21 protein-coding genes and 3 tRNA genes are annotated in these 24,826 nt (G+C 66.5%); 21 read left to right on the top strand and 3 right to left on the bottom strand.

Features of this window, described 5'->3' with window-relative positions; translation table 11 throughout:
• The first annotated feature begins 123 nt into the window (after nucleotides 1-123).
• Nucleotides 124-3,627 (top strand): DNA-directed RNA polymerase subunit beta, encoded by a 3,504-nt coding sequence (locus ACIQTX_RS16320; protein ID WP_028502216.1) that lies wholly within the window; start codon nucleotides 124-126, stop codon nucleotides 3,625-3,627.
• A gap of 79 nt (nucleotides 3,628-3,706) precedes the next feature.
• Nucleotides 3,707-7,582: a DNA-directed RNA polymerase subunit beta' gene (rpoC, locus tag ACIQTX_RS16315; RefSeq protein ID WP_028502217.1), complete on the top strand. Its 3,876-nt coding sequence runs from the start codon at nucleotides 3,707-3,709 to the stop codon at nucleotides 7,580-7,582.
• A 188-nt stretch (nucleotides 7,583-7,770) separates the two neighbouring features.
• Here rpoC and ACIQTX_RS16310 read toward each other — a convergent pair whose 3' ends face one another.
• Nucleotides 7,771-8,361: a hypothetical protein gene (locus ACIQTX_RS16310; protein WP_402974035.1), complete on the bottom strand. Its 591-nt coding sequence runs from the start codon at nucleotides 8,359-8,361 to the stop codon at nucleotides 7,771-7,773.
• An 86-nt stretch (nucleotides 8,362-8,447) separates the two neighbouring features.
• Between ACIQTX_RS16310 and ACIQTX_RS16305 the strand changes: the two genes are divergently transcribed.
• From ACIQTX_RS16305 to ACIQTX_RS16250, 12 genes are all read left to right on the top strand, one after another.
• The gene (locus tag ACIQTX_RS16305; RefSeq protein ID WP_402974032.1) at nucleotides 8,448-9,377 is read left to right on the top strand and encodes a PfkB family carbohydrate kinase; all 930 of its coding nucleotides are present in this window, start codon (nucleotides 8,448-8,450) and stop codon (nucleotides 9,375-9,377) included.
• 86 nt (nucleotides 9,378-9,463) lie between these two features.
• Nucleotides 9,464-9,548, top strand: a tRNA-Tyr gene (locus ACIQTX_RS16300).
• Between the two features lie 231 nt (nucleotides 9,549-9,779).
• The gene (locus ACIQTX_RS16295) at nucleotides 9,780-10,409 is read left to right on the top strand and encodes a DUF2510 domain-containing protein (RefSeq protein ID WP_402974029.1); all 630 of its coding nucleotides are present in this window, start codon (nucleotides 9,780-9,782) and stop codon (nucleotides 10,407-10,409) included.
• Between the two features lie 54 nt (nucleotides 10,410-10,463).
• On the top strand, nucleotides 10,464-10,901 hold the full coding sequence (locus ACIQTX_RS16290; protein ID WP_402974026.1) for a hypothetical protein: 438 nt from the start codon (nucleotides 10,464-10,466) through the stop codon (nucleotides 10,899-10,901).
• A 67-nt stretch (nucleotides 10,902-10,968) separates the two neighbouring features.
• Complete coding sequence (locus ACIQTX_RS16285; protein WP_402974023.1) at nucleotides 10,969-11,868, top strand: bile acid:sodium symporter family protein; 900 nt, start codon at nucleotides 10,969-10,971, stop codon at nucleotides 11,866-11,868.
• Nucleotides 11,869-11,877: 9 nt separating this feature from the next.
• On the top strand, nucleotides 11,878-12,369 hold the full coding sequence (locus ACIQTX_RS16280) for an FBP domain-containing protein (RefSeq protein WP_028502221.1): 492 nt from the start codon (nucleotides 11,878-11,880) through the stop codon (nucleotides 12,367-12,369).
• Nucleotides 12,370-12,413: 44 nt separating this feature from the next.
• A complete protein-coding gene (locus ACIQTX_RS16275; RefSeq protein WP_402974020.1) occupies nucleotides 12,414-13,214 on the top strand; it encodes an enoyl-CoA hydratase/isomerase family protein in 801 nt (266 codons plus the stop codon).
• A gap of 117 nt (nucleotides 13,215-13,331) precedes the next feature.
• Nucleotides 13,332-14,312, top strand: coding sequence for a hypothetical protein (locus ACIQTX_RS16270; RefSeq protein WP_402974017.1), 981 nt, complete (start codon nucleotides 13,332-13,334; stop codon nucleotides 14,310-14,312).
• Nucleotides 14,309-15,103, top strand: coding sequence for an inositol monophosphatase family protein (locus ACIQTX_RS16265; RefSeq protein ID WP_402974015.1), 795 nt, complete (start codon nucleotides 14,309-14,311; stop codon nucleotides 15,101-15,103). The genes ACIQTX_RS16270 and ACIQTX_RS16265 overlap by 4 nt, the downstream gene beginning before the upstream one ends.
• Nucleotides 15,104-15,419: 316 nt before the next feature.
• Nucleotides 15,420-16,484, top strand: coding sequence for a M23 family metallopeptidase (locus ACIQTX_RS16260; protein WP_402974012.1), 1,065 nt, complete (start codon nucleotides 15,420-15,422; stop codon nucleotides 16,482-16,484).
• Nucleotides 16,485-16,552: 68 nt separating this feature from the next.
• A tRNA-Thr gene (locus ACIQTX_RS16255) sits at nucleotides 16,553-16,624 on the top strand.
• 34 nt (nucleotides 16,625-16,658) lie between these two features.
• Nucleotides 16,659-16,732: transfer RNA gene (locus ACIQTX_RS16250), tRNA-Met, on the top strand.
• 74 nt (nucleotides 16,733-16,806) lie between these two features.
• On the opposite strand, the gene ACIQTX_RS16245 is transcribed toward ACIQTX_RS16250, so the two are convergent.
• Nucleotides 16,807-17,517, bottom strand: a complete 711-nt coding sequence (locus ACIQTX_RS16245) for an META domain-containing protein (protein WP_402974009.1) — start codon at nucleotides 17,515-17,517, stop codon at nucleotides 16,807-16,809.
• A 22-nt stretch (nucleotides 17,518-17,539) separates the two neighbouring features.
• A complete protein-coding gene (locus ACIQTX_RS16240) occupies nucleotides 17,540-17,746 on the bottom strand; it encodes a hypothetical protein (protein WP_028502226.1) in 207 nt (68 codons plus the stop codon).
• Between the two features lie 157 nt (nucleotides 17,747-17,903).
• On the opposite strand from ACIQTX_RS16240, the gene ACIQTX_RS16235 reads away from it, so the two are divergent.
• The 7 genes from ACIQTX_RS16235 to ACIQTX_RS16205 all read left to right on the top strand — a co-directional run bounded on the left by ACIQTX_RS16235 (nucleotide 17,904) and on the right by ACIQTX_RS16205 (nucleotide 24,795).
• On the top strand, nucleotides 17,904-18,245 hold the full coding sequence (locus tag ACIQTX_RS16235) for an L-rhamnose mutarotase (RefSeq protein WP_402974006.1): 342 nt from the start codon (nucleotides 17,904-17,906) through the stop codon (nucleotides 18,243-18,245).
• Nucleotides 18,246-18,319: 74 nt separating this feature from the next.
• Nucleotides 18,320-19,384, top strand: coding sequence for a zinc-binding alcohol dehydrogenase family protein (locus ACIQTX_RS16230; protein ID WP_402974003.1), 1,065 nt, complete (start codon nucleotides 18,320-18,322; stop codon nucleotides 19,382-19,384).
• A gap of 7 nt (nucleotides 19,385-19,391) precedes the next feature.
• Nucleotides 19,392-20,486 (top strand): substrate-binding domain-containing protein, encoded by a 1,095-nt coding sequence (locus tag ACIQTX_RS16225; protein WP_402974000.1) that lies wholly within the window; start codon nucleotides 19,392-19,394, stop codon nucleotides 20,484-20,486.
• Between the two features lie 100 nt (nucleotides 20,487-20,586).
• Nucleotides 20,587-21,885: an ABC transporter substrate-binding protein gene (locus tag ACIQTX_RS16220; RefSeq protein ID WP_402973997.1), complete on the top strand. Its 1,299-nt coding sequence runs from the start codon at nucleotides 20,587-20,589 to the stop codon at nucleotides 21,883-21,885.
• Nucleotides 21,886-21,947: 62 nt separating this feature from the next.
• Nucleotides 21,948-22,874, top strand: a complete 927-nt coding sequence (locus ACIQTX_RS16215; RefSeq protein WP_402973993.1) for a carbohydrate ABC transporter permease — start codon at nucleotides 21,948-21,950, stop codon at nucleotides 22,872-22,874.
• Entirely contained in the window at nucleotides 22,871-23,791 is a 921-nt protein-coding gene (locus tag ACIQTX_RS16210) for a carbohydrate ABC transporter permease (RefSeq protein ID WP_402973990.1), read from the top strand. Before ACIQTX_RS16215 ends, ACIQTX_RS16210 begins: the two co-directional genes overlap by 4 nt.
• On the top strand, nucleotides 23,788-24,795 hold the full coding sequence (locus tag ACIQTX_RS16205) for a hydroxyacid dehydrogenase (protein WP_402973987.1): 1,008 nt from the start codon (nucleotides 23,788-23,790) through the stop codon (nucleotides 24,793-24,795). The genes ACIQTX_RS16210 and ACIQTX_RS16205 overlap by 4 nt, the downstream gene beginning before the upstream one ends.
• Nucleotides 24,796-24,826 lie beyond the last annotated feature (31 nt).

Here is a 24,826-nt window from a genome sequence, read left to right as displayed (position 1 = left end):
GGTAGTTGCGCTCGTTTCTCCCTGCCCTCATATGGTGGTCGGCATTGTTGAGTTCCCGGGCGCACACTCCACCTGACGACAAAGGAATCGAGAAGCCCTGCGGGGCTCACGGAGGTTATTCCCTTGGCTGCTGCTCGCAACGCATCCACATCCACCACCACCAAGAACGGACGCGGAGCTTCCCGTCTTTCGTTCGCCAAGATCTCCGACACGCTGACTGTCCCAGACCTTCTCGCCCTGCAGACCGAGTCTTTCGGTTGGCTCGTCGGTAACGACGACTGGAAGGCGCGCGTCGCCGAGGCTAAGAAGGCCGGTCGCACCGACGTCAACGAGAACAGCGGTCTCGGCGAGATCTTCGAGGAGATCTCTCCGATCGAAGACCTCGGCGAGACGATGCAGCTCTCGTTCACGAACCCGTACCTCGAGCCGGAGAAGTACTCGATCGAGGAGTGCAAGGAGCGTGGCAAGACCTACGCCGCTCCGCTGTACGTCGAGGCCGAGTTCATGAACCACCTCACGGGTGAGATCAAGACCCAGACGGTCTTCATGGGCGACTTCCCGCTCCAGACGGGCAAGGGCACGTTCATCATCAACGGCTCCGAGCGCGTCGTCGTCTCGCAGCTGGTGCGCTCGCCGGGTGTCTACTTCGACAAGACCCCCGACAAGACGTCTGACAAGGACATCGTGTCGGCGCGCGTCATCCCGAGCCGTGGTGCATGGCTCGAGTTCGAGATCGACAAGCGCGACCAGGTCGGCGTGCGCGTCGACCGCAAGCGCAAGCAGTCGGTCACGGTCTTCCTCAAGGCGCTGGGCATGACCAGCGAGGAGATCCTCGCCGAGTTCGCCGGCTACACCTCGATCGAGGAGACGCTCGCGAAGGACACGATCGTCACGAAGGAAGATGCGCTCCGCGACATCTACCGCAAGCTCCGTCCGGGCGAGCAGGTCGCTGCCGAGGCCGCGCGCGCGCTGCTGGACAACTTCTACTTCAACCCGAAGCGCTACGACCTGGCCAAGGTGGGTCGTTACAAGATCAACCAGAAGCTGGGCCTTGACCAGCCGCTGAACTCGTCGGTCCTGACCGTCGAGGACATCGTGGCCACGATCAAGTACCTGGTGCGTCTGCACGCCGGCACCGAGGAGACCTTCTCGGGCATCCGCGGTGGCAAGAAGGCCGAGATCCGTCTCGCGACCGACGACATCGACAACTTCGGCAACCGTCGCATCCGCGCGGTGGGCGAGCTGATCCAGAACCAGGTCCGCACCGGTCTGTCCCGCATGGAGCGCGTCGTCCGCGAGCGCATGACCACGCAGGACATCGAGGCGATCACGCCGCAGACCCTGATCAACGTGCGCCCCGTCGTCGCCGCGATCAAGGAGTTCTTCGGGACGTCGCAGCTGTCGCAGTTCATGGACCAGAACAACCCGCTCGCTGGTCTGACGAACAAGCGTCGTCTGTCCGCGCTCGGACCCGGTGGTCTCTCGCGTGACCGCGCCGGCGTCGAGGTCCGTGACGTCCACCCGTCGCACTACGGCCGCATGTGCCCGATCGAGACTCCTGAAGGCCCGAACATCGGTCTGATCGGTGCTCTCGCGACCTTCGCGCGCATCAACTCGTTCGGCTTCATCGAGACCCCGTACCGCAAGGTCACCGGCGGCGTCGTCACCGAGCACATCGACTACCTCACGGCTTCCGAAGAGGTCGACTTCAACATCGCGCAGGCCAACGCCCCGCTCGATGCCAAGGGTCGCTTCATCGAGAGCCACGTCCTGGCCCGCCCCAAGGGCGGCAGCGGCGAGGTCGACATGTTCCTGCCGGAGGACATCGGCTACATCGACGTCTCCCCGCGCCAGATGGTGTCGGTCGCGACTTCGCTCGTGCCCTTCCTCGAGCACGACGATGCACAGCGCGCCCTCATGGGTGCCAACATGCAGCGTCAGGCTGTGCCGCTGCTGCGCAGCGACTCGCCGCTCGTCGGAACCGGTATGGAGGGCTACACGGCCATCGACGCCGGTGACGTGCTCACGGCCGAGAAGCCCGGTGTCGTCTCCGAGGTCTCCGCAGACCGCGTCGTCGTCATGCTCGACGAGGGTGGAACGCAGGAATACCACCTGCGCAAGTTCGACCGCTCCAACCAGGGCACCTCCTACAACCAGAAGGTCGTCGTCAACGCCGGTGAGCGCGTCGAGGTCGGAGAGGTCATCGCCGATGGCCCCGCCACCGAGAACGGTGAGCTGGCCCTCGGAAAGAACCTCCTCGTCGCCTTCATGACGTGGGAGGGCTACAACTTCGAGGACGCGATCATCCTGAGCCAGGACCTGGTGAAGGACGACACCCTCTCCTCGATCCACATCGAGGAGTACGAGGTCGACGCCCGCGACACCAAGCTCGGCAAGGAGGAGATCACCCGTGACCTCCCCAACGTCAGCCCGGAGCTGCTGAAGGACCTCGACGAGCGCGGCATCATCCGCATCGGCGCCGAGGTCCGCCCCGGCGACATCCTCGTCGGCAAGGTCACGCCGAAGGGCGAGACCGAGCTGTCGGCCGAGGAGCGTCTGCTCCGCGCGATCTTCAACGAGAAGAGCCGCGAGGTTCGCGACACGTCCCTGAAGGTGCCTCACGGCGAGCAGGGCACGATCATCGCGGTCAAGGAGTTCAACGCCGAAGACGGCGATGACGAGCTCGGCTCCGGCGTCAACCGCCGCGTCGTGGTCTACATCGCCCAGAAGCGCAAGATCACCGAGGGTGACAAGCTCGCCGGCCGTCACGGCAACAAGGGTGTCATCGCGAAGATCCTCCCGATCGAGGACATGCCGTTCATGGCAGACGGTACCCCGGTCGACATCGTCCTGAACCCGCTCGGCATCCCGGGTCGAATGAACTTCGGCCAGGTCCTCGAGACCCACCTCGGGTGGATCGCGAAGCAGGGCTGGAAGGTCGAGGGCACCCCGGAGTGGGCTTCTCGTCTGCCGGAGCAGGCCTTCGAGGCGGCTCCCGGCACGAAGGTCGCCACCCCGGTGTTCGACGGTGCGAGCGAGGAGGAGATCGCCGGTCTCCTCGACGTGACCACCCCGACCCGCGACGGTGTCCGTCTGATCGACTCCACCGGAAAGGCCCAGATGTTCGACGGCCGCTCCGGCGAGCCGTTCCCGGCTCCGATCTCGGTCGGCTACATGTACATCCTGAAGCTGCACCACCTGGTCGACGACAAGATCCACGCACGTTCCACGGGTCCGTACTCGATGATCACCCAGCAGCCGCTCGGTGGTAAGGCGCAGTTCGGTGGACAGCGCTTCGGTGAGATGGAGGTGTGGGCCCTCGAGGCCTACGGCGCCGCATACGCGCTCCAGGAGCTCCTCACGATCAAGTCCGACGACATCCTCGGCCGCGTCAAGGTGTACGAGGCGATCGTCAAGGGCGAGAACATCCAGGAGCCTGGCATCCCCGAGTCCTTCAAGGTGCTCATGAAGGAGATGCAGTCGCTCTGCCTGAACGTCGAGGTCCTCTCGGCCGATGGCACGCTGGTCAACCTCCGCGACACCGACGACGAGGCGTTCCGCGCCGCAGAAGAGCTCGGTATCAACATCTCCAGCCGCTTCGAGGCCGCCTCGATCGACGAGATCTAATCCGCTGGTGTGCTCGGGAGGCAACTCCCGAGCACACTGAAGCAGACTTCTCAAAAAGAATTCCGACACAGGAGAATCAGTGCTCGAGTCAAACACTTTCGATGAGCTTCGCATCGGCCTGGCCACCGCGGACCACATCCGCGCGTGGTCGTACGGTGAGGTCAAGAAGCCCGAAACCATCAACTACCGCACCCTGAAGCCGGAGAAGGATGGTCTCTTCGGAGAGCAGATCTTCGGCCCGTCCCGCGACTGGGAGTGCGCCTGCGGCAAGTACAAGCGTGTCCGCTTCAAGGGCATCGTCTGCGAGCGCTGCGGCGTGGAGGTCACCAAGAGCTCCGTCCGTCGTGAGCGCATGGGTCACATCGAGCTCGCCGCTCCCGTCACCCACATCTGGTACTTCAAGGGCGTGCCCTCGCGTCTGGGCTACCTGCTCGACATGGCGCCGAAGGACCTCGAGAAGGTCATCTACTTCGCCGCCTACATGGTCATCTCGGTCGATGAGGATGCTCGTCACCGCGACCTGGGTACGCAGGAGAACAACGTCCGTCTCGAGCTGAAGACGCTCGGCGACCGCCGCGATTCCAAGATCGCGGAGCGCCTGGCCAAGCTGGAGGAGGAGCTCGCTGCTCTCGAGGCAGAGGGTGCCAAGGCCGACGTCAAGAAGAAGGTGAAGGACGCCGCCGAGAAGGAGATGTCCCTCATCCGCAAGGGTGCCGACGAGCAGATCGCCAAGCTCGAGCGCGTGTGGGAAGACTTCCGCACGCTCGAGGTCGGCGCACTCCGCCCGGAGGACGACGTCTTCCACGAGCTGCAGGACCGGTTCGGTCAGTACTTCGAGGCCTACATGGGCGCCGAGTCGATCCAGCGTCGCCTCGCGGCGTTCGACCTCGTCGCCGAGGCGGAGAACCTGCGTCTGCAGATCTCCGAGGGCAAGGGCCAGCGCAAGATCCGTGCGATCAAGCGCCTCAAGGTCGTCAGCTCGTTCCTCGAGACCGGTATGAGCCCGGCCGCGATGGTCCTCGACGTCGTCCCGGTGATCCCGCCGGAGCTGCGCCCGATGGTCCAGCTCGACGGTGGCCGCTTCGCGACCTCCGACCTGAACGACCTGTACCGCCGTGTGATCAACCGCAACAACCGTCTTCGTCGTCTGATCGACCTCGGTGCCCCCGAGATCATCGTCAACAACGAGAAGCGCATGCTGCAGGAGGCCGTCGACGCACTGTTCGACAACGGTCGCCGTGGTCGCCCCGTCACCGGTACCGGCAACCGTGCCCTGAAGTCCCTCAGCGACATGCTGAAGGGTAAGCAGGGTCGTTTCCGCCAGAACCTGCTCGGCAAGCGTGTCGACTACTCGGGCCGTTCGGTCATCATCGTCGGACCGCAGCTGAAGCTGCACCAGTGTGGTCTGCCCAAGCAGATGGCTCTGGAGCTCTTCAAGCCGTTCGTCATCAAGCGCCTGATCGACCTCGGTCACTCGCAGAACATCAAGGCCGCCAAGCGTGCCGTCGAGCGCACCCGTCCCGAGGTCTGGGACGTGCTCGAGGAGATCATCCGCGAGCGTCCGGTGCTGCTCAACCGTGCACCCACCCTGCACCGTCTGGGCATCCAGGCGTTCGAGCCTCAGCTCGTCGAGGGCAAGGCCATCCAGCTGCACCCGCTCGTCTGCGCGGCGTTCAACGCCGACTTCGACGGTGACCAGATGGCTGTGCACCTGCCGCTGTCGGTCGAGGCTCAGGCCGAGGCCCGCGTGCTGATGCTCGCGTCGAACAACATCCTGAAGCCGTCTGACGGTCGTCCGGTCACCCTGCCTTCGCAGGACATGATCATCGGTCTCCACCACCTGACCACGGTCAAGGCGGGGGCAGCCGGTGAGGGCCGCGCGTTCGGTTCGGTGGGCGAGGCGATCCTGGCCAAGGACGAGGGCACCCTCGACCTGCAGGCGAAGATCCGCATCCGCATCCCCGGTCTGACGTTCCTCGAGGGCGAAGCTCCCGAGGGCTACGAGCGCCACGGTCTGGTCGATGCCTCGCTGGGTCAGGCGATCTTCAACGACACGCTGCCCAAGGGCTACCCGTTCGTCCGCGAGCAGGCTGACAAGAACAAGCTGTCGCAGATCGTCAACAAGCTGGCCGAGGAGTACCCCAAGGTCGAGACGGCTGCGTCGCTGGACCGCATCAAGGACGCCGGTTTCTACTGGGCAACGCGCTCCGGTGTGACCGTCGCCCTGAGCGACATCCTCACCCCGCCGAACAAGGCGGAGATCGTCGCCGGCTACGAGAAGCAGGCCGCGAAGGTCCAGTCGCAGTACGAGAAGGGTCTGACGACCGACTCGGAGCGTCGCCAGGAGCTCATCAAGATCTGGACCGAGGCAACCGACGAGGTTCAGGCCGCCATGAAGGCGAACTTCCCCGAGGACAACACCATCAACCGCATGGTGTCCTCTGGTGCTCGTGGTAACTGGCTGCAGATCCGGAACATCGCCGGTATGCGAGGGCTCGTGAACAACCCCAAGGGTGAGATCATCCCGCGTCCGATCATCTCCTCGTACCGCGAGGGTCTGTCGGTTGCGGAGTACTTCATCGCGACGCACGGTACCCGTAAGGGTCTGGCCGACACCGCTCTGCGTACCGCCGACTCGGGTTACCTGACCCGTCGTCTGGTGGATGTCTCGCAGGACGTCATCATCCGCGAAGAGGACTGTGGCACGTCGAAGGGCCTCGAGCTCCCGATCGCCGCTCCGAACTCGCAGGGTGAGCTCGTGCGCGACGCGAACGTCGAGAACTCGGTGTTCGCTCGTACGCTGGCCTCCGACGTCGTGAGCGAGTCGGGCGAGGTTCTCGCCTCGGCCGGTGACGACGTGGGTGACGTGCTGATCGACAAGCTCGTCGGTCTGGGTGTCGAGAGCATCAAGGTGCGCTCGGTCCTGACCTGCGACTCCGCCGTCGGTGTCTGCGCGCAGTGCTACGGCCGTTCGCTCGCGACCGGCAAGACCGTCGACATCGGCGAGGCCGTCGGCATCATCGCGGCCCAGTCGATCGGTGAGCCCGGTACCCAGCTGACGATGCGTACCTTCCACACGGGTGGTTCGGCATCGGCGGATGACATCACGCAGGGCCTTCCCCGCGTGCAGGAGCTCTTCGAGGCGCGTACCCCCAAGGGCGCGTCGCCGATCGCCGAGGCCGATGGCCGCATCGCGATCGACGAGACCGACAAGGGCAAGAAGGTCATCCTGACGCCCGACAGCGGTGACGAGCCCGTCATCTACCCGGTGCTGAAGCGTGCGACGCTTCTCGTCGAGGACGGCCAGCACGTCACGGTCGGTCAGCCGATCCTGGTGGGCACGCTCGACCCCAAGGAGATCATGCGCGTCATGGGTGCTCGCGAGGTGCAGCGTTACCTCGTCGGCGGCGTCCAGGGTGTGTACCGCTCGCAGGGTGTGCCGATCCACGACAAGCACATCGAGGTCATCGTCCGTCAGATGCTCCGCAAGGTCACGGTCGTCGATCACGCCGACACGAACCTGCTGCCGGGTGAGATGGTCGACCTCAAGCGCTACCAGTCGATCAACCGCGAGACCGTGGCAGAGGGCAAGCGCCCCGCGTCCGGCCGACCGGAGCTGATGGGTATCACGAAGGCGTCGCTCGCGACCGAGTCGTGGCTGTCGGCCGCCTCCTTCCAGGAGACGACCCGCGTGCTCACCGAGGCTGCGATGCAGGGCAAGCGTGACCCGCTGGTCGGTCTCAAGGAGAACGTCATCATCGGTAAGCTCATCCCCGCCGGAACCGGTCTCTCGAAGTACCGCGACGTCACGGTCGAGGCCACCGAGGAAGCCAAGAGCGAGCGCTACCCGAACCGGATCTTCGCATCCGACGGCGCGTACGCTGACGGCGACTTCGGCTACGTCGACTTCGACGCGTTCTCGACGGACGACATCACCCCCGGTACTTACAACTGATTGAGTACTGAGTGACTGAGAAGGCCCCAGGCGATTCGCCTGGGGCCTTCTTCGTGCCCGCGCGCGCCCGAAGTGGCGCGAGTGCACGGGAAGCTGCCCAGTGCACGGGTTACGTGCGCCGCCAAGCCGTGCACTCGGCGAGAAGCGGTGCACTCGACGTGCACTCGACGAGGGGGCCGCGCCGGGCGTCAGTCGAAGATGTGCTCGACGATGCTGGAGGTGTAGCCGGCGGGGGCGAGGTTCGAGTAGCGCGTGTCGATGAGCACGTCCTCACGCCAGAACAGGGTGCGGCCGTCGGTCACCGGATACTGCTCGTTCGGCCAGGTCTTCTCGCAGCGGGTGCCGCCATCCGGGGTGAAGCAGGAGAAGCCCTCGGTGGTGGCCAACGCGTTGAGCATGTCGAGTGCGGGGCCGCGGTTCATGTGAGAGATCTTCGTCGTGAGTCTCGTGGTGTCGGCGCGAGGGTCGGCCCAGTTGCAGGTGAGCGACCCATCGGCAGCGACGCCGGACGGGCCGAAAGCAGCGTCGTTGAGTGGGGTTTCGCCGAGCTCGGCGAGGACGGCTTCCGACAGGATCGCGCGGCAGTCCGTCGGGAGCGCGACCGGAGCACTGGTCGGGCTCGCGGAGGGCGATGGCGTATCGGTCGGCTCGGCGCTGGAGGTCGCGCTCCCCGTGGGGCTCGGAGCGGGATCACCGCCGGCGTCTGACTGCGGGCTGCAGGCCGTCAGGGCAGCGAGGATGACGAGAGTCGCAGCAGCGCCGGTGAGTCGAGCTTTCATAGCCACACCGTAGTGCTCAGGTGCAGCGGTGTGCGGGAGGATCGCGGTGCCGCCGCGGCGGTTGCGGGGCGCGGTAGTGTCAGCGAGTGAGCAACGAGACTACTTCTGCCGGTTCCGTGGTCGTGATCGGCGACGCCCTGATCGATGAGATCCGTGACGATGCCGGTGTGCGCGAGCTCGTCGGCGGTGCGGCGCTGAATGTCGCCGTCGGTCTGCGCCGACTGGGGGTCGGGACGACTTTGATCGCGATGGTCGGTGACGACGAAGCCGGTGCGCACATCCGCGAGTACCTGTCCGACCACGGCGTGCGCCTGATCTCGAGTGATGCCCCGCGAGGGTCCTCACGGGCCATCGTGCAGCGGGCGGCGAACGGCGAGCCCCGGTACGTCTTCAACGAGGCCGCGCAGAAGCGCAGCATCCGGTACTCCGACGAGGCCAGAGAGGCGATCGCCGCGGCCGGGCTCGTCGCGATCAGCTGCTTCCCCTTCGACGTTTCGGCCGAGGTCGACGCACTGGTCGAGGCCCTGGGCGATGCGCGCGTGGCGGTCGACCCCAACCCGCGCACCGGGATGCTGAGCGATCGCGAAGAGTTCGTCCGCGGGTTCGAGCGGCTCGCTGCCTCGGCGGCCATCGTCAAGGTCGGAGCGGATGACGCGGCGATCCTCTACGACGGTGATCTCGATGCCCTGCGCCTGCGCCTTCGCGGACTCGGCGCCGCTGCGGTGTTGGCGACGGCCGGTGCCGAGGGCGCAACCATAGACACGAAGGACGGCGTCGCCTCCGCGCCGATCTCGCGACTCGACGGAGCCGTGATCGACACGGTCGGGGCGGGAGATGCGACGCTCGCCGCGGTTGCGGAAGGCCTGGTATCCGAGTCGCCGACCGAGCTGGGGGAGTGGCGCACGCTGCTGCTGCGAGCCATGGATGTTGCCGCTGCGACGTGTCGTGCTGAGGGGGGTCTGCTGCGCACCCCCGAGTCGTTGGCCGATGCCGGGCGCGGCGTGAACGGCAGCTGACCGTTCGATTTCTTGCACCTGCCTCGGACAGGTATGCTTGTCTATCGTGCCCCCGGTTGGCTGTTCAAGTCGGACGGGTGTGCTCTGGCGAGTTACCCAAGCGGCCAAAGGGATCTGACTGTAAATCAGACTGCTCAGCATTCGGGGGTTCGAATCCCTCACTCGCCACCACTTCCGCGAAGCACTGCGGAAACTGAAGGCCCACGCGATCACGCGGGGGCCTTCCTTCGTCTCTGCGGCGTCTCGACCGACGTTCAGGCCGACGGCGGCCCGACGCCCGCTCCGGTTCCAGCCATGGTGAAGGCCCTCATGATCGTGCCGGCACCGGAGCGGTTGACGCGGTGAATAGGGTGGACCCATGCTCTACGCGATCCAGACCGATGTCGGCCCCGAAAGCCGACGATGAGTGCGCCTGCCGGTTGGTACGACGACGGTTCGGGCGCGACCCGCTGGTGGGATGGCTACCGATGGGTGGATGGGGCTCCTGTCCCCGCGACGTCGCCGGAGCCGCCACAGGTATCGCCGGGCACGAGTTCGAACACAGTCTGGGTGTGGCTCATCGTCTTGCTGCCGCTGCTCAGCACGATCGCCGCCATCGGCTACCTGGCACAGATGCAGCGGGGGATGTTCGACATGCTCGCGCTCATTCCGCTCGACGGCTCGACGTCTCTGGACGTGGAGAGGTTCATCGCCGCAGAGTTCGGGATGTTCCTCACGCCGTGGTACCTGGTTCTGCTGGTGCTGGGCTGGGCGATCTACGGGCTCTCGGCCTGGTTCGCCGCTCTCGACGTCCGTGACCTCAAGGCGCGGGGTTTCGTTCGTCCCTTCCACTGGGCGTGGATGTTCCTTTCGCCGCTCGTCTACGTGATCGGTCGCCACGTCGTGATCCGTCGACGGGGAGGGCGAGGCTCGGCACCGCTCATCGTGACCATCGCGATCCAGGTCGTGACCCTGATCGCGCTGACCGTCTGGGTGTCCGTCTTCGTGAGCCAGATCTTCGAGACCGTCTTCTCGATGATCCCGCCGCGATGAGCTGACGGCGTGCCGCTCGCGCGGCTGTCAACGCGTCACGGATAGCCTGCCGATATGAGACCTCCTGCAGCCTTCGGTGTCCTCGCGGTACTCGTGCTCCTGACCGGATGCGCGTCGACCGCGGCGAATCCTTCTGGGTCCCCCTCGCCCACCGGTGCATCGTCGACTTCGCCGACGCCGAGCGAGACGTCGGCGCCGCAGACGCAGACACCGGAGACCGAGGATGGTTTCGACGAGGAAACGCTCATCCAGCTGTGCCTCGAGCGGACCGCGGGAGACTTCGGTACGCCGCTTCAGCCGGACCTCGCGCGTGCGACCGTCGAGCACTTCGACTCCGACTACCCCTGGTTCGTGCTGGTACCCGGTCTCTCGGGCGACGTCGAAAGCCTTGCATACTGCACGATCGGCGGGACTGAGGCGAGTCCCACGTTCGAGCTTCGGGGTGCGGCGGATGCGTCCATGGAAGATGAGATCCGTAGCTGGGTCTCCTGACGGCATTACGGGGCGATACCTGCGGCACCCGTGACACCGGGGCCCTCCATCCGCCACACTGAGTCCCATGGGATCAGCGTTGACCACCATCGGACTGCCCGTCGCTCTCGGGATCATCATGCTGGGGCTCGGGCTCAGCCTCACGCTCGCCGACTTCGCGAGGGTGCTGAAGCAGCCGAAGGCGGTGATCATCGCGCTGCTCTGCCAGCTCATCGTCCTGCCGGCGATCTGCTTCGGCCTCGTGCTCGCCTTCCAGCTCCCACCGATCCTCGCGGTCGGAATGATGATGCTCGCCGCGTCTCCCGGCGGCACCACCGCCAACCTCTACAGCCACCTGTTCCGAGGCGACATCGCCCTCAACATCTCGCTGACCGCGGTGAACTCGGTCATCGCAGTGATCACGCTCCCGGTGATCACCAACTTCGCGATCGCCTACTTCGAGCCGTTCGACGACCGTCTGGGGCTGCAATGGTCGAAAGCCCTCGAGGTGTTCGCGATCGTACTCCTGCCGGTGGCGCTCGGCATGATCGTGCGACGCTTCTGGCCGAGATTCGCGGCCGGCATGGACAAGCCGGTGCGGATCGCCTCCGTCGTGATCCTGATCGTCGTGATCGCGGGCGCCGTCGCCTCGAACTGGACCCTGCTGGTTGCGAACTTCACGCAGCTCGCTCTCATCACCGTGCTGTTCTGCCTGATCAGCCTCGCCATCGGCTTCCTCGTGCCGCGGATCCTCCGGGTCGGGAAGCGGCAGGCGATCGCGACGTCATTCGAGATCGGTATCCACAACGCCACACTGGCGATCGTGATCGCACAGTCGGTCCTCGGTTCGGTGGAGTTGAGTCTGCCTGCGGCCGTGTACGGCGTGCTGATGTTCTTCATCGCGTTCGGCTTCGGCTTCCTGATCCGCGATCGCACGGACGAGCCCGCTGAGGGCGTCAATGCCCCCGCCCCCGCCCCCGGTTCCTAGACTGGAACGATGCGACCGCTTACCGAAGCCGACGTTCGGGCATCGTTCGTCAACGCGGATGCCGACGAACTGCGGCTCATGGAGATGCCACACGACTTCCTGCTCGTGGACTGGGACTATCTCGATTTCTTCGCCTGGCAGGATCCCGGCGCGGGCCGCCGTGGCTACGTGCTCATCCCGCATGACGACGGCGTGGTCGGAATCGTGCTGCGTGCCACGGAACCCGGTCGCGGTCGATCGGGGATGTGCAACATCTGCCACACGATGCAGCCGGGCAACCAGATCGCGCTCCTCTCCGCACGTCGGTCCGGCGAGGCGGGTCGACGAGGTGACTCGTTCGGCACCTACATGTGCGCCGACCTCTCCTGCCACGACAATGTGCGCCTGGCGCACCCGCTCGCGCCGAACGAAGTCAGGGCACCTGGTCAGGCCGATCTTCGTCTGGACGGCACGCGACGCCGGATGGAGAGCTTCGTCTCGCAGGTCTGGGCTGACGCCTGATCGCGGTTACGCTGGACGAACGTCCTGTGCTCGAAGGAGAAGCCATGAGTGATGCCATCCTGTTCGCCGTCGAAGAGGGGATGGCCAGGCTGACTCTGAACCGTCCTGCTCGTCTCAACGCCTTCAACGCAGACCTCGCTCACGCCTGGAGAGATGCCACGGCGGAGGCGACCTCGAGAGCGGACGTCAAGGCGATCCTGATCGATGCCGCAGGTCCGGCGTTCTGCGCCGGCGGCGACGTGATCGACATGGCGACGACGATGGGGGCATCCGGCGCGGAGATCACCGCGCTCGCCGAGGTCATCAACGCCGGGATCCGCTCTCTCACCGAGTCCGCTGTTCCTGTCGTCGCGGCCGCGCACGGCACCACGGCCGGTGGCGGACTCGGCATCCTGCTCTCCGGCGACTATGCCGTCGTCGGATCGCGGTCGAAGCTCGGCAGTCTGTACGCGAACATCGGTCTGACCCCGGATCTCTCTGTCTCCGCGCAGCTCGCACGCGCCGTCGGTCAGCGCCGCGCGCTGCAGCTCGTGCTGCAGGACCGTCTGCTGTCGGCTGCGGAAGCCGTGGAGTGGGGGCTCGTCGCAGAGGCTGTCGAGGGTGAGGATGCCGCTGCCGAGGCGGCGCTCGTGCGGGCACGCGGCGAGGAGATCGCCCGATTCTGGCTTGCAGGCGCTGCGGATGCGTACGGGCAGGCCAAGCGGCTGGTGCGGTCGCAGCCCGAGCGCTCCTTCGCCGAGCAGCTGAGCGAAGAGGCGCGCTCGATCGGGGCTTCTCTGGAGACACCGGATGCGCAGGCCAGAGTCGCGGCCTTCGCTGCAGCATCGGCGAAGAAGGCAGGCTGACTCTTCCTGCCCGAACAGGGTTTGGGGCCGCAGGTTTCCCCAGGCGGGGCGGCGGCCCTGGTAACCGGCAGCGCGCGTGGCAGGATGAGGGCATCGCCGCTCGACGAGAGGATCGCCATGTCCCAGCCGGACATCACCACGCATCAGACGACGCAGGGTGAGAAGAAGAACATGTCGCTGCTCATCAGGGGGTCCCTCTGGATCGCCATCGGAGCGCTGATCGCCGCGGCACTCGTGTGCGTCGTCTGGGTGCTCATCGGAGATCAAGACGGTCTGATCGGTCGTGCCTTCCTCACGATCCTGCTGCTCGCAGCCTTCGCCGGCATCGCGATCCTCGAAGCCGGCCTCGCGCCGAACCGCCCCGACTGGCTGCAACTGGCCAGCATGGTGAGCTGGATCGTCGCGCTCCTCGTCGGCGCCGTGAAGATCTGGCTCCCCGAAGACGGCTTTTACTTCGGTGCGGAGCGCTTCTTCCAGCTGCTCCTCGTCATCGGCATCCTGCAGCTCGCGCTCGTGCACGTGCGCCTGTTCACGCCTGCCGCTCAGCGATACGTCACCACTTTCACGCGGGTGATCTACATCGTGACTATCGTGTTCCTCGGCGGCCTCGTCGGCATGCTCGTGTTCTTCCTCGCGTTCCCGAACACCTTCTTCTACGGCGAGCTGTACTGGCGCATCGTGGTCGCGCTCACGATTCTCGTAGCCGTCGGCACCACGCTCATCCCGCTGCTGAACGCACTCTTCGCGCCGAGAAAGAAGACCCCGGCCGACCGGGCCGCGGTGGCGCCGTCGTGGCCCACATACGCCGATGGCATCACCCCCCTCCCGGCGTTGCCCGATGCGACTCCCGACTGGAACGCCTACTACACCGGCTATCCGACCGTCGCTCCGCCGCAGCCGGCGCTTCCGCAGGCGCCGACCTCGGCGTTCCCGGGGTTCCCTGAGGTTCCGCAGCCCGCCGCTGCGCAATACGCGCAGCCGGCCACTCCTGGTGAGCACCCGGTGCCGCCGTCCGCCCCCACACTGCCCGCGGCCCCGCAGGGGTCACCGCCCGCGTTCCCGCCGCCGCCGCCCGCGCCGCAGCAGTCCGCGCAGTGAGCCTCGCACTCGAGCTCGGCGAGCTCGCCACCGAGATCGCTCGTGAAGCCGGGGAGCTCGCACGCACACGTCGGCAGGAAGGCGTGCGCCTCGCCGCAACCAAGTCGTCTCTCGCTGACATCGTGACGGAGGCCGACCGAGAGGTCGAAGCTCTCATCCGCGCACGCCTCCGCGCCGCACGGTCAGAGGACGGTTTCCTCGGCGAGGAGACGGGCGCTGAGGGCAGCAGCAGCGGGATCACGTGGGTCGTCGATCCGATCGACGGCACCGTCAATTACGCATATGGCATCCCTGCGTACAACGTGAGCATCGCCGCTGTTCGTGGTGAACCCGACCCGCAGTCTTGGGAGGCACTCGCCGCAGCGGTGAATGCACCGGCCCTCGGGGAGATCTTCACGGCGGCGCGCGGCCACGGCGCCTGGTCGGATGGGAATCGCCTCGCGGTCAGCGACGAGACTCCGGCCGGCGCGCTCCTCGCGACGGGCTTCGGCTACGACCCCGCGACGCACGAAGGCGACCTCGCCACCGTGGGTCGGGTGATGCCGATGGCGCGCGATCTCCGACGGATGGGCGCCGCGGCGCTCGACCTCGCCTACGTTGCGGCAGGACGCCTCGACGGGTACTTCGAGCGGGGTCTGCGTCCTTGGGACTTCGCCGCAGGCGCACTCCTGGTCGAGGAAGGGGGCGGTGTCGTCTCGTGGATCGACGTCGACTCATCACGTCCGATGCTGATCGCGGGCGCGCCCGGTGTGCACGCGCAGCTCGTCGCGATCCTCGACGAGAAACACTGAACGATTCATGGCATTCCCAGACTGATCAAGGTATGGTTTATGCGATCGTTACTTTCGCCACCCGAAGGTGAAAGTCTAAGTTTGCGCCCCCCGAGCTTGACGCACGACCGAGAGAAACCTTTTGCCCTTCGATAATTCCCAGGCTGCCTCTGCGCCCACGCGCCGTTCCAGCCGACACCGCATAGCGGCCGCTGAGGCCCCCGCGGCGGGAACGACGGCTCCTATCTCTGCCGCAGAGTCCGCCATCGCCCTCGCCGCAGTCGCCCCTCTTTCGCGCCGCGCCACCCGTCAGCGTCAGTCGTCCGGCGAAGCTGCCGTGGAGGCACCTGCCGAGCCGTTCATCGCCTCGCCCGAGCCGATCATCGCCGATGTTCCCGTCGTTGCAGACAACGTCGAAGGGCATGTCGAGGTAGCGATCGAGGAGCTCGTCGAGGTCGTCGACCCCGCTGCGTCTTCCGCATCAACTCAGAGCTCGCAGCAGGATCGGCCGGTCGATGACGATGTCGACGCCTTCGAACGCGCCTCTCGTGCCTTCCGCATCACGGGATCGATCCCGACCGTCGCTGCTTCCGAGCAGGTTCCGGCCGAGCGGACGAATGCCGCAGAGGCCGAAGCGCCCGCGCATGTCGCTCCCCGCCGTCCGCGCAGCATCCGCAAGGTCGTGACCGTCGGTGCGACGGTCGGCGTGATGAGCCTCGCGGGCCTCCTTGCGGTGTCGATGACGCTTCCGGCTGAGGCTGTCGCCGGCGTGCAGGGAACATCGGTCGCCTCCATGTCTCTGGTTTCGGCGTCCGCTGACGAGGCCAAGGGCGCTGCCGCCGGAGAGATCCAGGCATTCGTCGCGCCCTCCGGCGTCGAGAGCGAATCGCTCGTTCGTGCCGATGACTTCAGCACGGTCTCGCTGGCCGAGGTCGCAGCGGAGCAGGGCATCAACTACTCCGGTGAGATCTTCACGAACGATCCCGATGCGGCGATCCAGTGGCCGTTCCTCGTCGGCGTCGGTATGAGCTACGGCTACGGCATGCGAAGTGGTCGCCTGCACGAGGGCATCGACTTCGTGCCGGGTAACGGTGCACCGATCCAGGCGATCGCCGACGGCACGGTCCGTATCGCGACCGAGCAGGGCGGCGCCTACGGCGTGACCGTCTACATCGATCACGTCATCGACGGTTCGGTCATCACGAGCCACTACTCGCACATGCAGTACGGCTCGCTGAACGTCAAGGCCGGCGACACCGTGAAGGTCGGCACCATCGTCGGCAAGACCGGAAACACCGGCCGCTCCTACGGCGCACACTTGCACTTCGAGCTCATCGTCAACGGAACGACCATCGATCCGATGCCGTGGCTCAAAGAGAATGCGGGCCGCACCTCGTACTGACCGGCTCGATTTCATGAGGACGCCACAGTGATGGTATTCTCGTACGGTTGCCCCGCGAGGGGCAGCACGCCCCGATAGCTCAGTGGTAGAGCACTTCCATGGTAAGGAAGGGGTCGTCAGTTCAATCCTGACTCGGGGCTCGCAGCATTCTTCTCACGCGGACGGATGCCTCGCGGCAGGGTAGCTCAGCTGGTTAGAGCGCACGACTCATAATCGTGAGGTCGCGGGTTCAAGCCCCGCTCCTGCTACAGATGAAAACCCCGGTTCGCCGGGGTTTTTCTGATCTCAGGCAGTGCGTGTTCCAGGCGGTGAGCGCCGGGCTCTAGCGCGCCGGCTGCAGGCCTCCGATGGGCGAATCCATGTCGCCGTTGACGTACATGTAGCCGTCGATGATGTCGGCCGAGCGTCCTCTGCCCAACCATGCGTCCACACCGTCGCACACGTTCGTCGTCTGCAGGAGCAGCGCTTCCAGATCTATCCTGCCCGCGGGGTCCTGGGTCCATCGGCCGCTCAGGTCATTGCAGCCGTCGTTCCCGGTGACGGTCCCGTCTGCCGCGAACCGCAGGAACGGGGTGCCGTCGACGCTCGCCTCCCACTCTCCTGAGGGATCGGGGAGCGGGGGTGCCGTCTCGGCCGGAATCTCGCCATTGGCGATCCTGTCGTTGCGCTCGTGCATCGGAGCCAGGCCGACCTGGAACACGACGCCGGTCACGACCGCCGAGAGCAGCACGAGGATCACGCCGAGCAGCGGCCCCCGGTACGCGGGCTTCCCCCGACGGCGGAGCGCCATCGCTGTGACGACCGCAGCGATGACGGAGGCCCCGACCGCCCAGGGATACACGGCGCGGGCGCCGAGACTGAGGTCGAGGTCGCAGTCGCCTTCGCAGCCGACGACGCTGAACGACTCGAGGATCTGCACCCAGTACGTCACGAGGAGGATCAGGGGGATGAGGATCCAGAGGCCGACCGCGAGTCCGACCCGACTCGATCGGTCCTGGTCTGTTGCTTCGGGCCGGAGTTCCTCTGCGCTCATGTCGTGTACCCGCTGCCTGCCACTAGCTGGACGGAGTGACCTGCACGCGCGATGGTTTCTCGACGGGAGGCCAGACGACGAGCAGGAAAGCGGCGATCGGACCGAACAGCAACGTCAACAGAAACCAGGCCCACGCCGACCTGTTGCGCGTCCGCGCGAATCCGCCCGCGAGGATCGCCACGGTCAGCCACATCGCCGATACGACGGTTCCGAGGTACTCGACAGTCATGCTCTCGAGGCTACGGGGGCGCACGTGGACCGACTGCAGGCGGGTGGCGTGTCGAGCGTGTGGCGCGGGGCTCGTCACCAGCGGGCTGCTGCGGGGCATATCGTGGCAGTGGAATCGATTGTGAACTGACATCGATGGTGAACGGACAAGGAGCGGCATGCGCATCGCACTGCACTCGGTGATCGCAGAAGGTGCGATCGACGATTACCGGACTCATCACGCCCGGATCCCTGAGGCGTTGCGGGAACTCTTCGGCGTGGCCGGCATCCAGGACTGGACCATCTGGCGCTCCGGACGCAACCTGTTCCACCTCGTCGAGTGCGACGACTTCGACGCGGCCATGCACGTGGTGAACGCCTCGCCGGCGAACGACGCCTGGCAGGCCGATATCGGCCGATTCGTCGAGGGATTCCACGGGCCGGACGGCGAAGACGGCTTCACTCCGATCGAGCAGGTCTGGGCTCTCTCGACGCAGCGAGGTGCCGAGAGCGGAGTCTGACCCATGCGGGCGGTATCTTTTGGATACCAGATGCCCTTGCGGGTAACTAGAGGCCTTCGGATAGCGTGACGCGCATGGCAACCACGAACACTCCGGAATCCGCTTCCGCCTCGATGTCGATCCCTGACCGCATGTCCGCGATCGGCGCGCGCGGACGGCGCCCCGTGACCGACCCCGACGCGCTCGTCGACATCTCCCTGCCCGTCCCGACTCCGAGCGGGAGAGACCTCCTCGTCGAGGTGCAGGGGGTCTCGGTGAACCCGGTCGACGTGAAGGTCCGAGCCGGAGCATCCACCACCGGCACGCCGCGGATCCTCGGCTATGACGCCGCGGGCGTCGTGGTCGCGGTGGGCGAGCAGGCAAGCCGGTTCGCGGTGGGGGACCACGTGTACTACGCGGGGCAGATCGATCGCCCCGGAACGAACTCCCGCTATCACCTCGTGAACGAGAACATCGTCGGCCATGCGCCGCGCACTCTCTCCGTCGCCGAGGCGGCCGCGTTGCCGCTCACGGTCATCACCGCGTGGGAGAGCCTGTTCGATCGGCTCGCCCTCGGCCGCGAGAGCGAGGGGGTCCTCCTCGTGATCGGTGCGGCGGGCGGCGTCGGCTCGTTGATCATCCAGCTCGCGAAGGCCCTCACGCGCCTGGAGGTCATCGCCGTCGCCTCACGCCCCGAGACGGCGGACTGGGTACGGCAGATGGGGGCCGACCACGTGGTCGGCCGTGACTTCGCGGCAGAGGTGTCGGCGATCGCTCCTGCCGGCGTCGACTACGCGTTCACCTCGTTCACGCCGGGCAACGTCAAGGCGATCGCAGAGGTCATCCGTCCGCGCGGGCAGGTCGTGTCGATCGATGAGACCGGTGGCAGCATCGACGCGCTCAAGGCGAAGAGTGTGACGTGGCACTGGGAGCTCATGTTCACCAGGCCCGTGACGGATCCTGCAGACGATTACCAGCACGACCTGCTGGAACGGGTCGCCGAAATCGTCGACGAAGGCGTGATCCGCACGACGCTCACGACCCATCTGACCCCACTGGATGCGGCGACCCTGCGCCGAGCCCACGAGATCGTCGAGGCGTCCCGCACCATCGGCAAAGTCGTCGTGACCGACTGGCCGGAGGCGCATCAACTATCGTGAAAGCGATATGACCGCCGCTGCCCGTCACGATGCGATCCTCCGCGAGCTGGAGCTGCGGGGGTCACTCTCCAGCACCCCGTACGCCGCGCGGCTGGGGATCACGCCCATGACGCTCTGGCGCGACCTGGTCGCGTTGGAGGAGCGCGAACTCCTGGTGCGCGTGCACGGCGGCGCGGTCTCTCTCGAGGTGGCACAGCAGCAGTCGCGCGGTGCGCGTGATGCGGTGGGAGCGAGGCCACGCCCGGTGGCCACCATCGGGATGATCGTTCCGACCACCCAGTACTACTTCCCCGAAGTGATCCGCGGTGCGAGCCAGGCTGCCCACGAGTCGAACTGCCGGCTCGTGGTCGGCGCCTCGAATTATTCGCCGCAGGAGGAGTTCCGGCAGGCCGAGCGGCTCATCGCCAGTGGCGTCGACGCGCTCATGATCACTCCGCACGACACGCTCGCGGGGGATTCGCCTCTGCAGCGGATGCTCGCTGAGGTGGGTGTCCCGGTGGTGATGGTGGAGCGCTCGGTCGAGGACCGGCACGCCGGGCGGCTCGAATGGGTCCGCACCGATCACGCCCACGGAGCCGAGGTGGCCGTGCGACATCTGGCGGAACAGGGGCATACGGGTTTCGTCCTGGCTGCGCGGCCCGCTGCGACCGCCGCCGGACTGGATGCGGGGTTCAGACGGGCGATGGCCGCGATGGATCCCGTCTCCGCTGTCGCGCTCCGGCGCGAGCTCTCCGACCCTCAACTCGGCGACAACGCGAACATCGCCGAGCTCGACGATCTGCTCGACGACTGCATCGCACAGGGGGTGACGGCTGCGATCCTGCTCGGCGACGCGGATGCGATGGCCTTCCTCGATCTGGTGCTCGAGCGCGGTCTGCGTGTGCCGGACGACTTCGCGGTCGTCGCGTATGACGATGAGGTCGCAGCCTTCGCCACCGTGCCGCTGACGGCCGTCGCCCCGCCGAAGCACGAGCTGGGTCATGCCGCGCTGCGCCTATGCGTCGATCGGCTGAAGCAGGCGACCGGCGCCACGCACACGCCCGTGCGGATGGCGTTGCTCCCCGCTCTCGTCGTCAGGGACTCCAGCGTTCGCCCGCACTGATTGTTAGGTTTTGTTATAACTCGGGTCCTGGTGTTGGTGAATCGCGCGGCGTGCCGAAAGATCGAATCCGCACGGTCAACGATTCAAAGGAGAACCCGCGATGTCCCTGCGTCGAACTTCCCTCTCGGTGGCGGCCCTGGTCGCCACATCCGCTCTCGTCGCAGGCTGCGCCGGCGGTGGTGCGACCGCCGAACCCGACAAGCCCTCGGCCGCCCCGAAGGGCGAGGTCACCTTCTGGTCCTTCCTCAGTGGCATGTCCGATGTCGCCGCCGCGTTCAACGCGAGCCAGGACGACATCACCGTCAAGTTCGAGGAGATCCCGAACGGTGCGAACGGCGGCTACACCAAGCTGTCCGCCGCGATCGAGTCCGGCAGCGGCCCCGACGTCGTCGGCATCGAGTACGACCGGCTCCCCGGCTTCGTCGCCGCTGAACAGCTCGCCCCGGTGGATGACCTGGTCTCAGGCGACCTGCTCGGCAAGTACGACGAGCAGGTGCGAAGCCTCGTCTCGTTCGGCGACGCGGCCTACGCGCTTCCCTACGATGCACCGCCCATGGTCATCTGGTACCGCCAGGACGTGCTCGAGGCCGCCGGCGTAGAGGTTCCGAAGACCTGGGACGAGTTCGAGGAGGCTGCCCGGGCAGTGAAGGCCGTGAACCCTGACGCCTACCTCACGAGCTTCTTCACGAACGAGCCCCAGCTGGCGCCGATGTCGTGGCAGGCGGGCGCCGAATGGTTCACGGTCGAGGACGACAGCTGGAAGGTGGCCATCGACGACAAGGAGTCGCAGAAGGTCGCCGACTACTGGCAGCGCCTGATCGATGAGGGTCTGGTCAAGAAGCAGCTCGGCTTCAGCGACGAGTGGACCGCCGATCTCAACAGCGGCGTGGTCAACGCCTGGGTCGGTGGATCCTGGAGCGCCTCCGCGCTCAAGACGCGGACCGAGGCCTCAGGTCAGCAGGGCAAATGGATCGCGGCCGCTCCGCCGTCATGGGACGGAAAGCCCACCGGGGCGCTGAGCGGAGGAACGAGCTTCGCGATTCCGGAGAACTCCGACAACGCGGCCGCGGCCGCCGTCTTCCTGGAATGGCTCGTCACCTCGTCCGAGGCCATCGAGGCACGTGGTGCCGTCGGCACCGCCTACCTCGCCTATCCCGGGCTGAATGATGTCGCGGCCTCCGTGGCCCCCACCGACTACTACGCGAACGACATCTACGAGGTGTTCGACGAGGCGTCGGCGAACCTCGGTCCGTGGGCCTGGGGGCCGAAGTACGACCTCACCGCCACTGCGCTCAAGGATGCCGTCACCGCTTCTCCCACGTTGGGCGACGCGCTTCAGGTGACCCAGAAGGCGACCGTGGACGGGCTCGGAAAGCTCGGCCTCGACATCAAGGAATGACGGATGCGTCGGGCGGGTGGGCACTCCGCCCGCCCGACGGACCAGATCGAAGGACAACGACGATGACAGCTCCCGCACCCGCGAAGACGCGGACGAGGAAGACCATCCCGGGAACGGGCGGTCGCACGGCCTCCGTCTTCCTGATCCCCTTCTTCGCCCTGTTCGCGCTGACGATGATCGCCCCGGTCATCTACGCGATCGGGATGAGCCTGTTCGCCGAGAAGCGCAGCGGCCTCGGCTTCGGGGGAGCGACCACCGAGTTCGTCGGCCTCGGCAATTACTTCGAAGTGCTGTCGGACCGCACGTTCACCGACGGCTTCGGACGTCTCGCGCTCTACTGCCTCATGTACGTCCCCTCGCTGCTCATCGTTGCGCTGGTGCTCGCCCTGCTGCTGGATGCGACGGTCGCCTACGCCAAACGCACCTTCCAGCTGCTGCTGTTCCTCCCCCATGCGGTGCCCGGTGTGATCGCCGCACTGATCTGGGCCTATCTGTACACCCCGGGTGTGAGCCCCATCGTGAAGGCGCTCGAGTCGGGTGGCATCGCCATCGACTTCCTCTCGGTGCAGCTCGTGCTCCCCTCGATGGTCAACATCGCGGTGTGGGAGTGGGCGGGCTACAACGTGATCATCCTCTTCACCGCTCTGCAGGCCGTGCCCCGCGAGATCCTCGAGGCGGCCAAGGTCGACGGCGCGGGGGAGATCCGCACCGCCTTCTCGATCAAGACCCCGCTCGTCTGGCCGGCCATCGGCGTCGCGCTGCTGTTCACGGTGATCGGCTCGCTGCAGCTGTTCACCGAGCCGAAGATCCTCTCCTCGGCGACGACGGCTGTGACCAGCACCTGGGTGCCGAACATGTGGGCCTACGACGCGGCGTTCAACCGCAACAACCTGCCGCAGGCCGCAGCAGCCTCCATCATCCTCGCCCTGCTCGCCGGCCTGCTGTCCTGGGTCGTCACACGATTCACCTCGAAGGAGCCGACGCGATGACCGCCGTGATCGATCGTCCGGTGCCGCACTCTCCGGCATCCGCCAAACCGCCGCGCACTCCTCGGACCCGCCGTGCCGGCGGACGCAGCAATCTCCCGGCCAAAGTCGGGGTCAACGGACTGCTCATCCTCGGCTCCGCCTACATGGTGTTGCCGCTGCTGTGGCTCGTGTTCGCCGCGACCAAGAACGCGGGCGACCTGTACTCCGGCAACGCCTTCGCCTTCGGGACCGACTTCCTCGCCAACATGCAGCGGCTGCTCGCGCAAGACGACGGCATCTTCCTCCGTTGGCTCGGCAACAGCATCCTGTATGCAGGTATCGGAGCGATCATCGGCGGCTTCGTCTCGCTCATGGCGGGCTACGCCTTCGACAAGTTCGAGTTCCGGGGCAAGCGCGGCCTCTACGCGTCGGTGCTCGTCGGCGTGCTCATCCCGAACACGGCGACGGTGATCCCGCTCTACCTCCTCGCGGCATCGGTCGGGCTGACGAACACGATCTGGGCCGTCGTGATCCCGACGCTGTGCAACCCCTTCAGCGTGTACCTGGCCAGGGTGTTCTCCTCGGGCTACCTGCCGGGGGAGACGCTCGAGGCAGCTCGCGTAGATGGAGCTGGACCGATCCGCAGCTTCCTCCAGGTCGGATTCCCGATGCTGGTTCCCGGTTTCGTGACGATCGCGCTCTTCCAGTTCGTCGGCATCTGGAACAACTTCATGCTGCCGCTGATCATGCTGCAGAACCGGGAGCTGTTCCCGTCGAGTGTCGGCATCGCCCTCTGGCAGAGCCAGGTGCAGCAGAACCCCGAGTTCGCCACCCTCGTCATCGCCGGATCCTTCGTGTCGGTCGTCCCCCTGATCATCGCCTTCGTGATGCTGCAGCGGTTCTGGCGGGCTGGCCTCTCCGCAGGGAGCGTCAAGTGAGTGCGCGGCGTCCGGTGATCGCCTTCGCGATGGCGGCATCCGTGCGCGAGCGCGTGTTCCCGGAGGTGCTGATGGGCGAGTTCGAGGCAGCGGCGGACGTCGCCGGCTTCGTCACCGAGTTCGAGTCCGCAGAGGCACGGGCGATCCTCGCCGACGTCGAGGTGCTGGTCACCGGGTGGGGCGCACCGCGTCTCGATGCTGTGCTGCTCGACGCGGCGCCCCGCCTCGTCGCGGTGCTCCACGCAGCCGGCACGGTCAAGCCGTACCTGACGCCCGAGCTCCTCGCCCGAGGGGTGCGGGTGAGCTCGGCCGCCGCGGCGAACGCGGTGCCCGTGGCCGAGTACACCGTGGCGATGATCGTGTTGGCCGGCAAGCGGGTGCTTCCGATCGCCCGCAGGTACCGCGAGCTCCAGGACGACTTCGACGTCGAGGCGACGTTCCCCGGCATGGGCAACTTCGGCCAGCGCATCGGCATCGTCGGCGCATCGAAGATCGGCCGGATCGTGATCGACATGCTCAAGGCGTATTCGTTCGAGGTGGTGGTCCACGACCCGTATCTGACGGAGGGCGAAGCCGCCGAGCTCGGTGTCGCTGCCGTTTCGCTCGATGAGCTGCTGCGCACGAGCGACGTGGTGTCAGTGCATGCGCCGTCGCTGCCCTCCACCAGGAACCTCCTCGACGCGCGGGGCATCGACCTCATGCCGACGGGGGCGACCCTGGTGAACACGGCGCGGGGCGAGATCATCGACCAGGAGGCTCTGACCCGCAGGGTCGTCGCGGGCGAGCTGTTCGCGATCCTCGACGTGACGGTGCCCTGGATCCTCGAGGCGGATCATCCGCTGTACACGGCCGAGAACGTGCTCCTCACCCCGCACATCGCGGGCTCTCTCGGTGTCGAACTCGGAAGGCTGTCCGGGGCGATGCTCGACGAGCTGCGCCGCATCGCCCGCGGAGAGCCGCTCGCGCACGAGATCGAACCCGAGCTCCTCGCCATCACGGCCTGACTCGTCCCCCTTTCCGCATTTCTCGCCGACG

This window comes from Microbacterium sp. NPDC090281, assembly GCF_044769635.1.
Lineage (GTDB): Bacteria > Actinomycetota > Actinomycetes > Actinomycetales > Microbacteriaceae > Microbacterium.
This window is presented reverse-complemented; position numbering and strand designations above follow the sequence as displayed.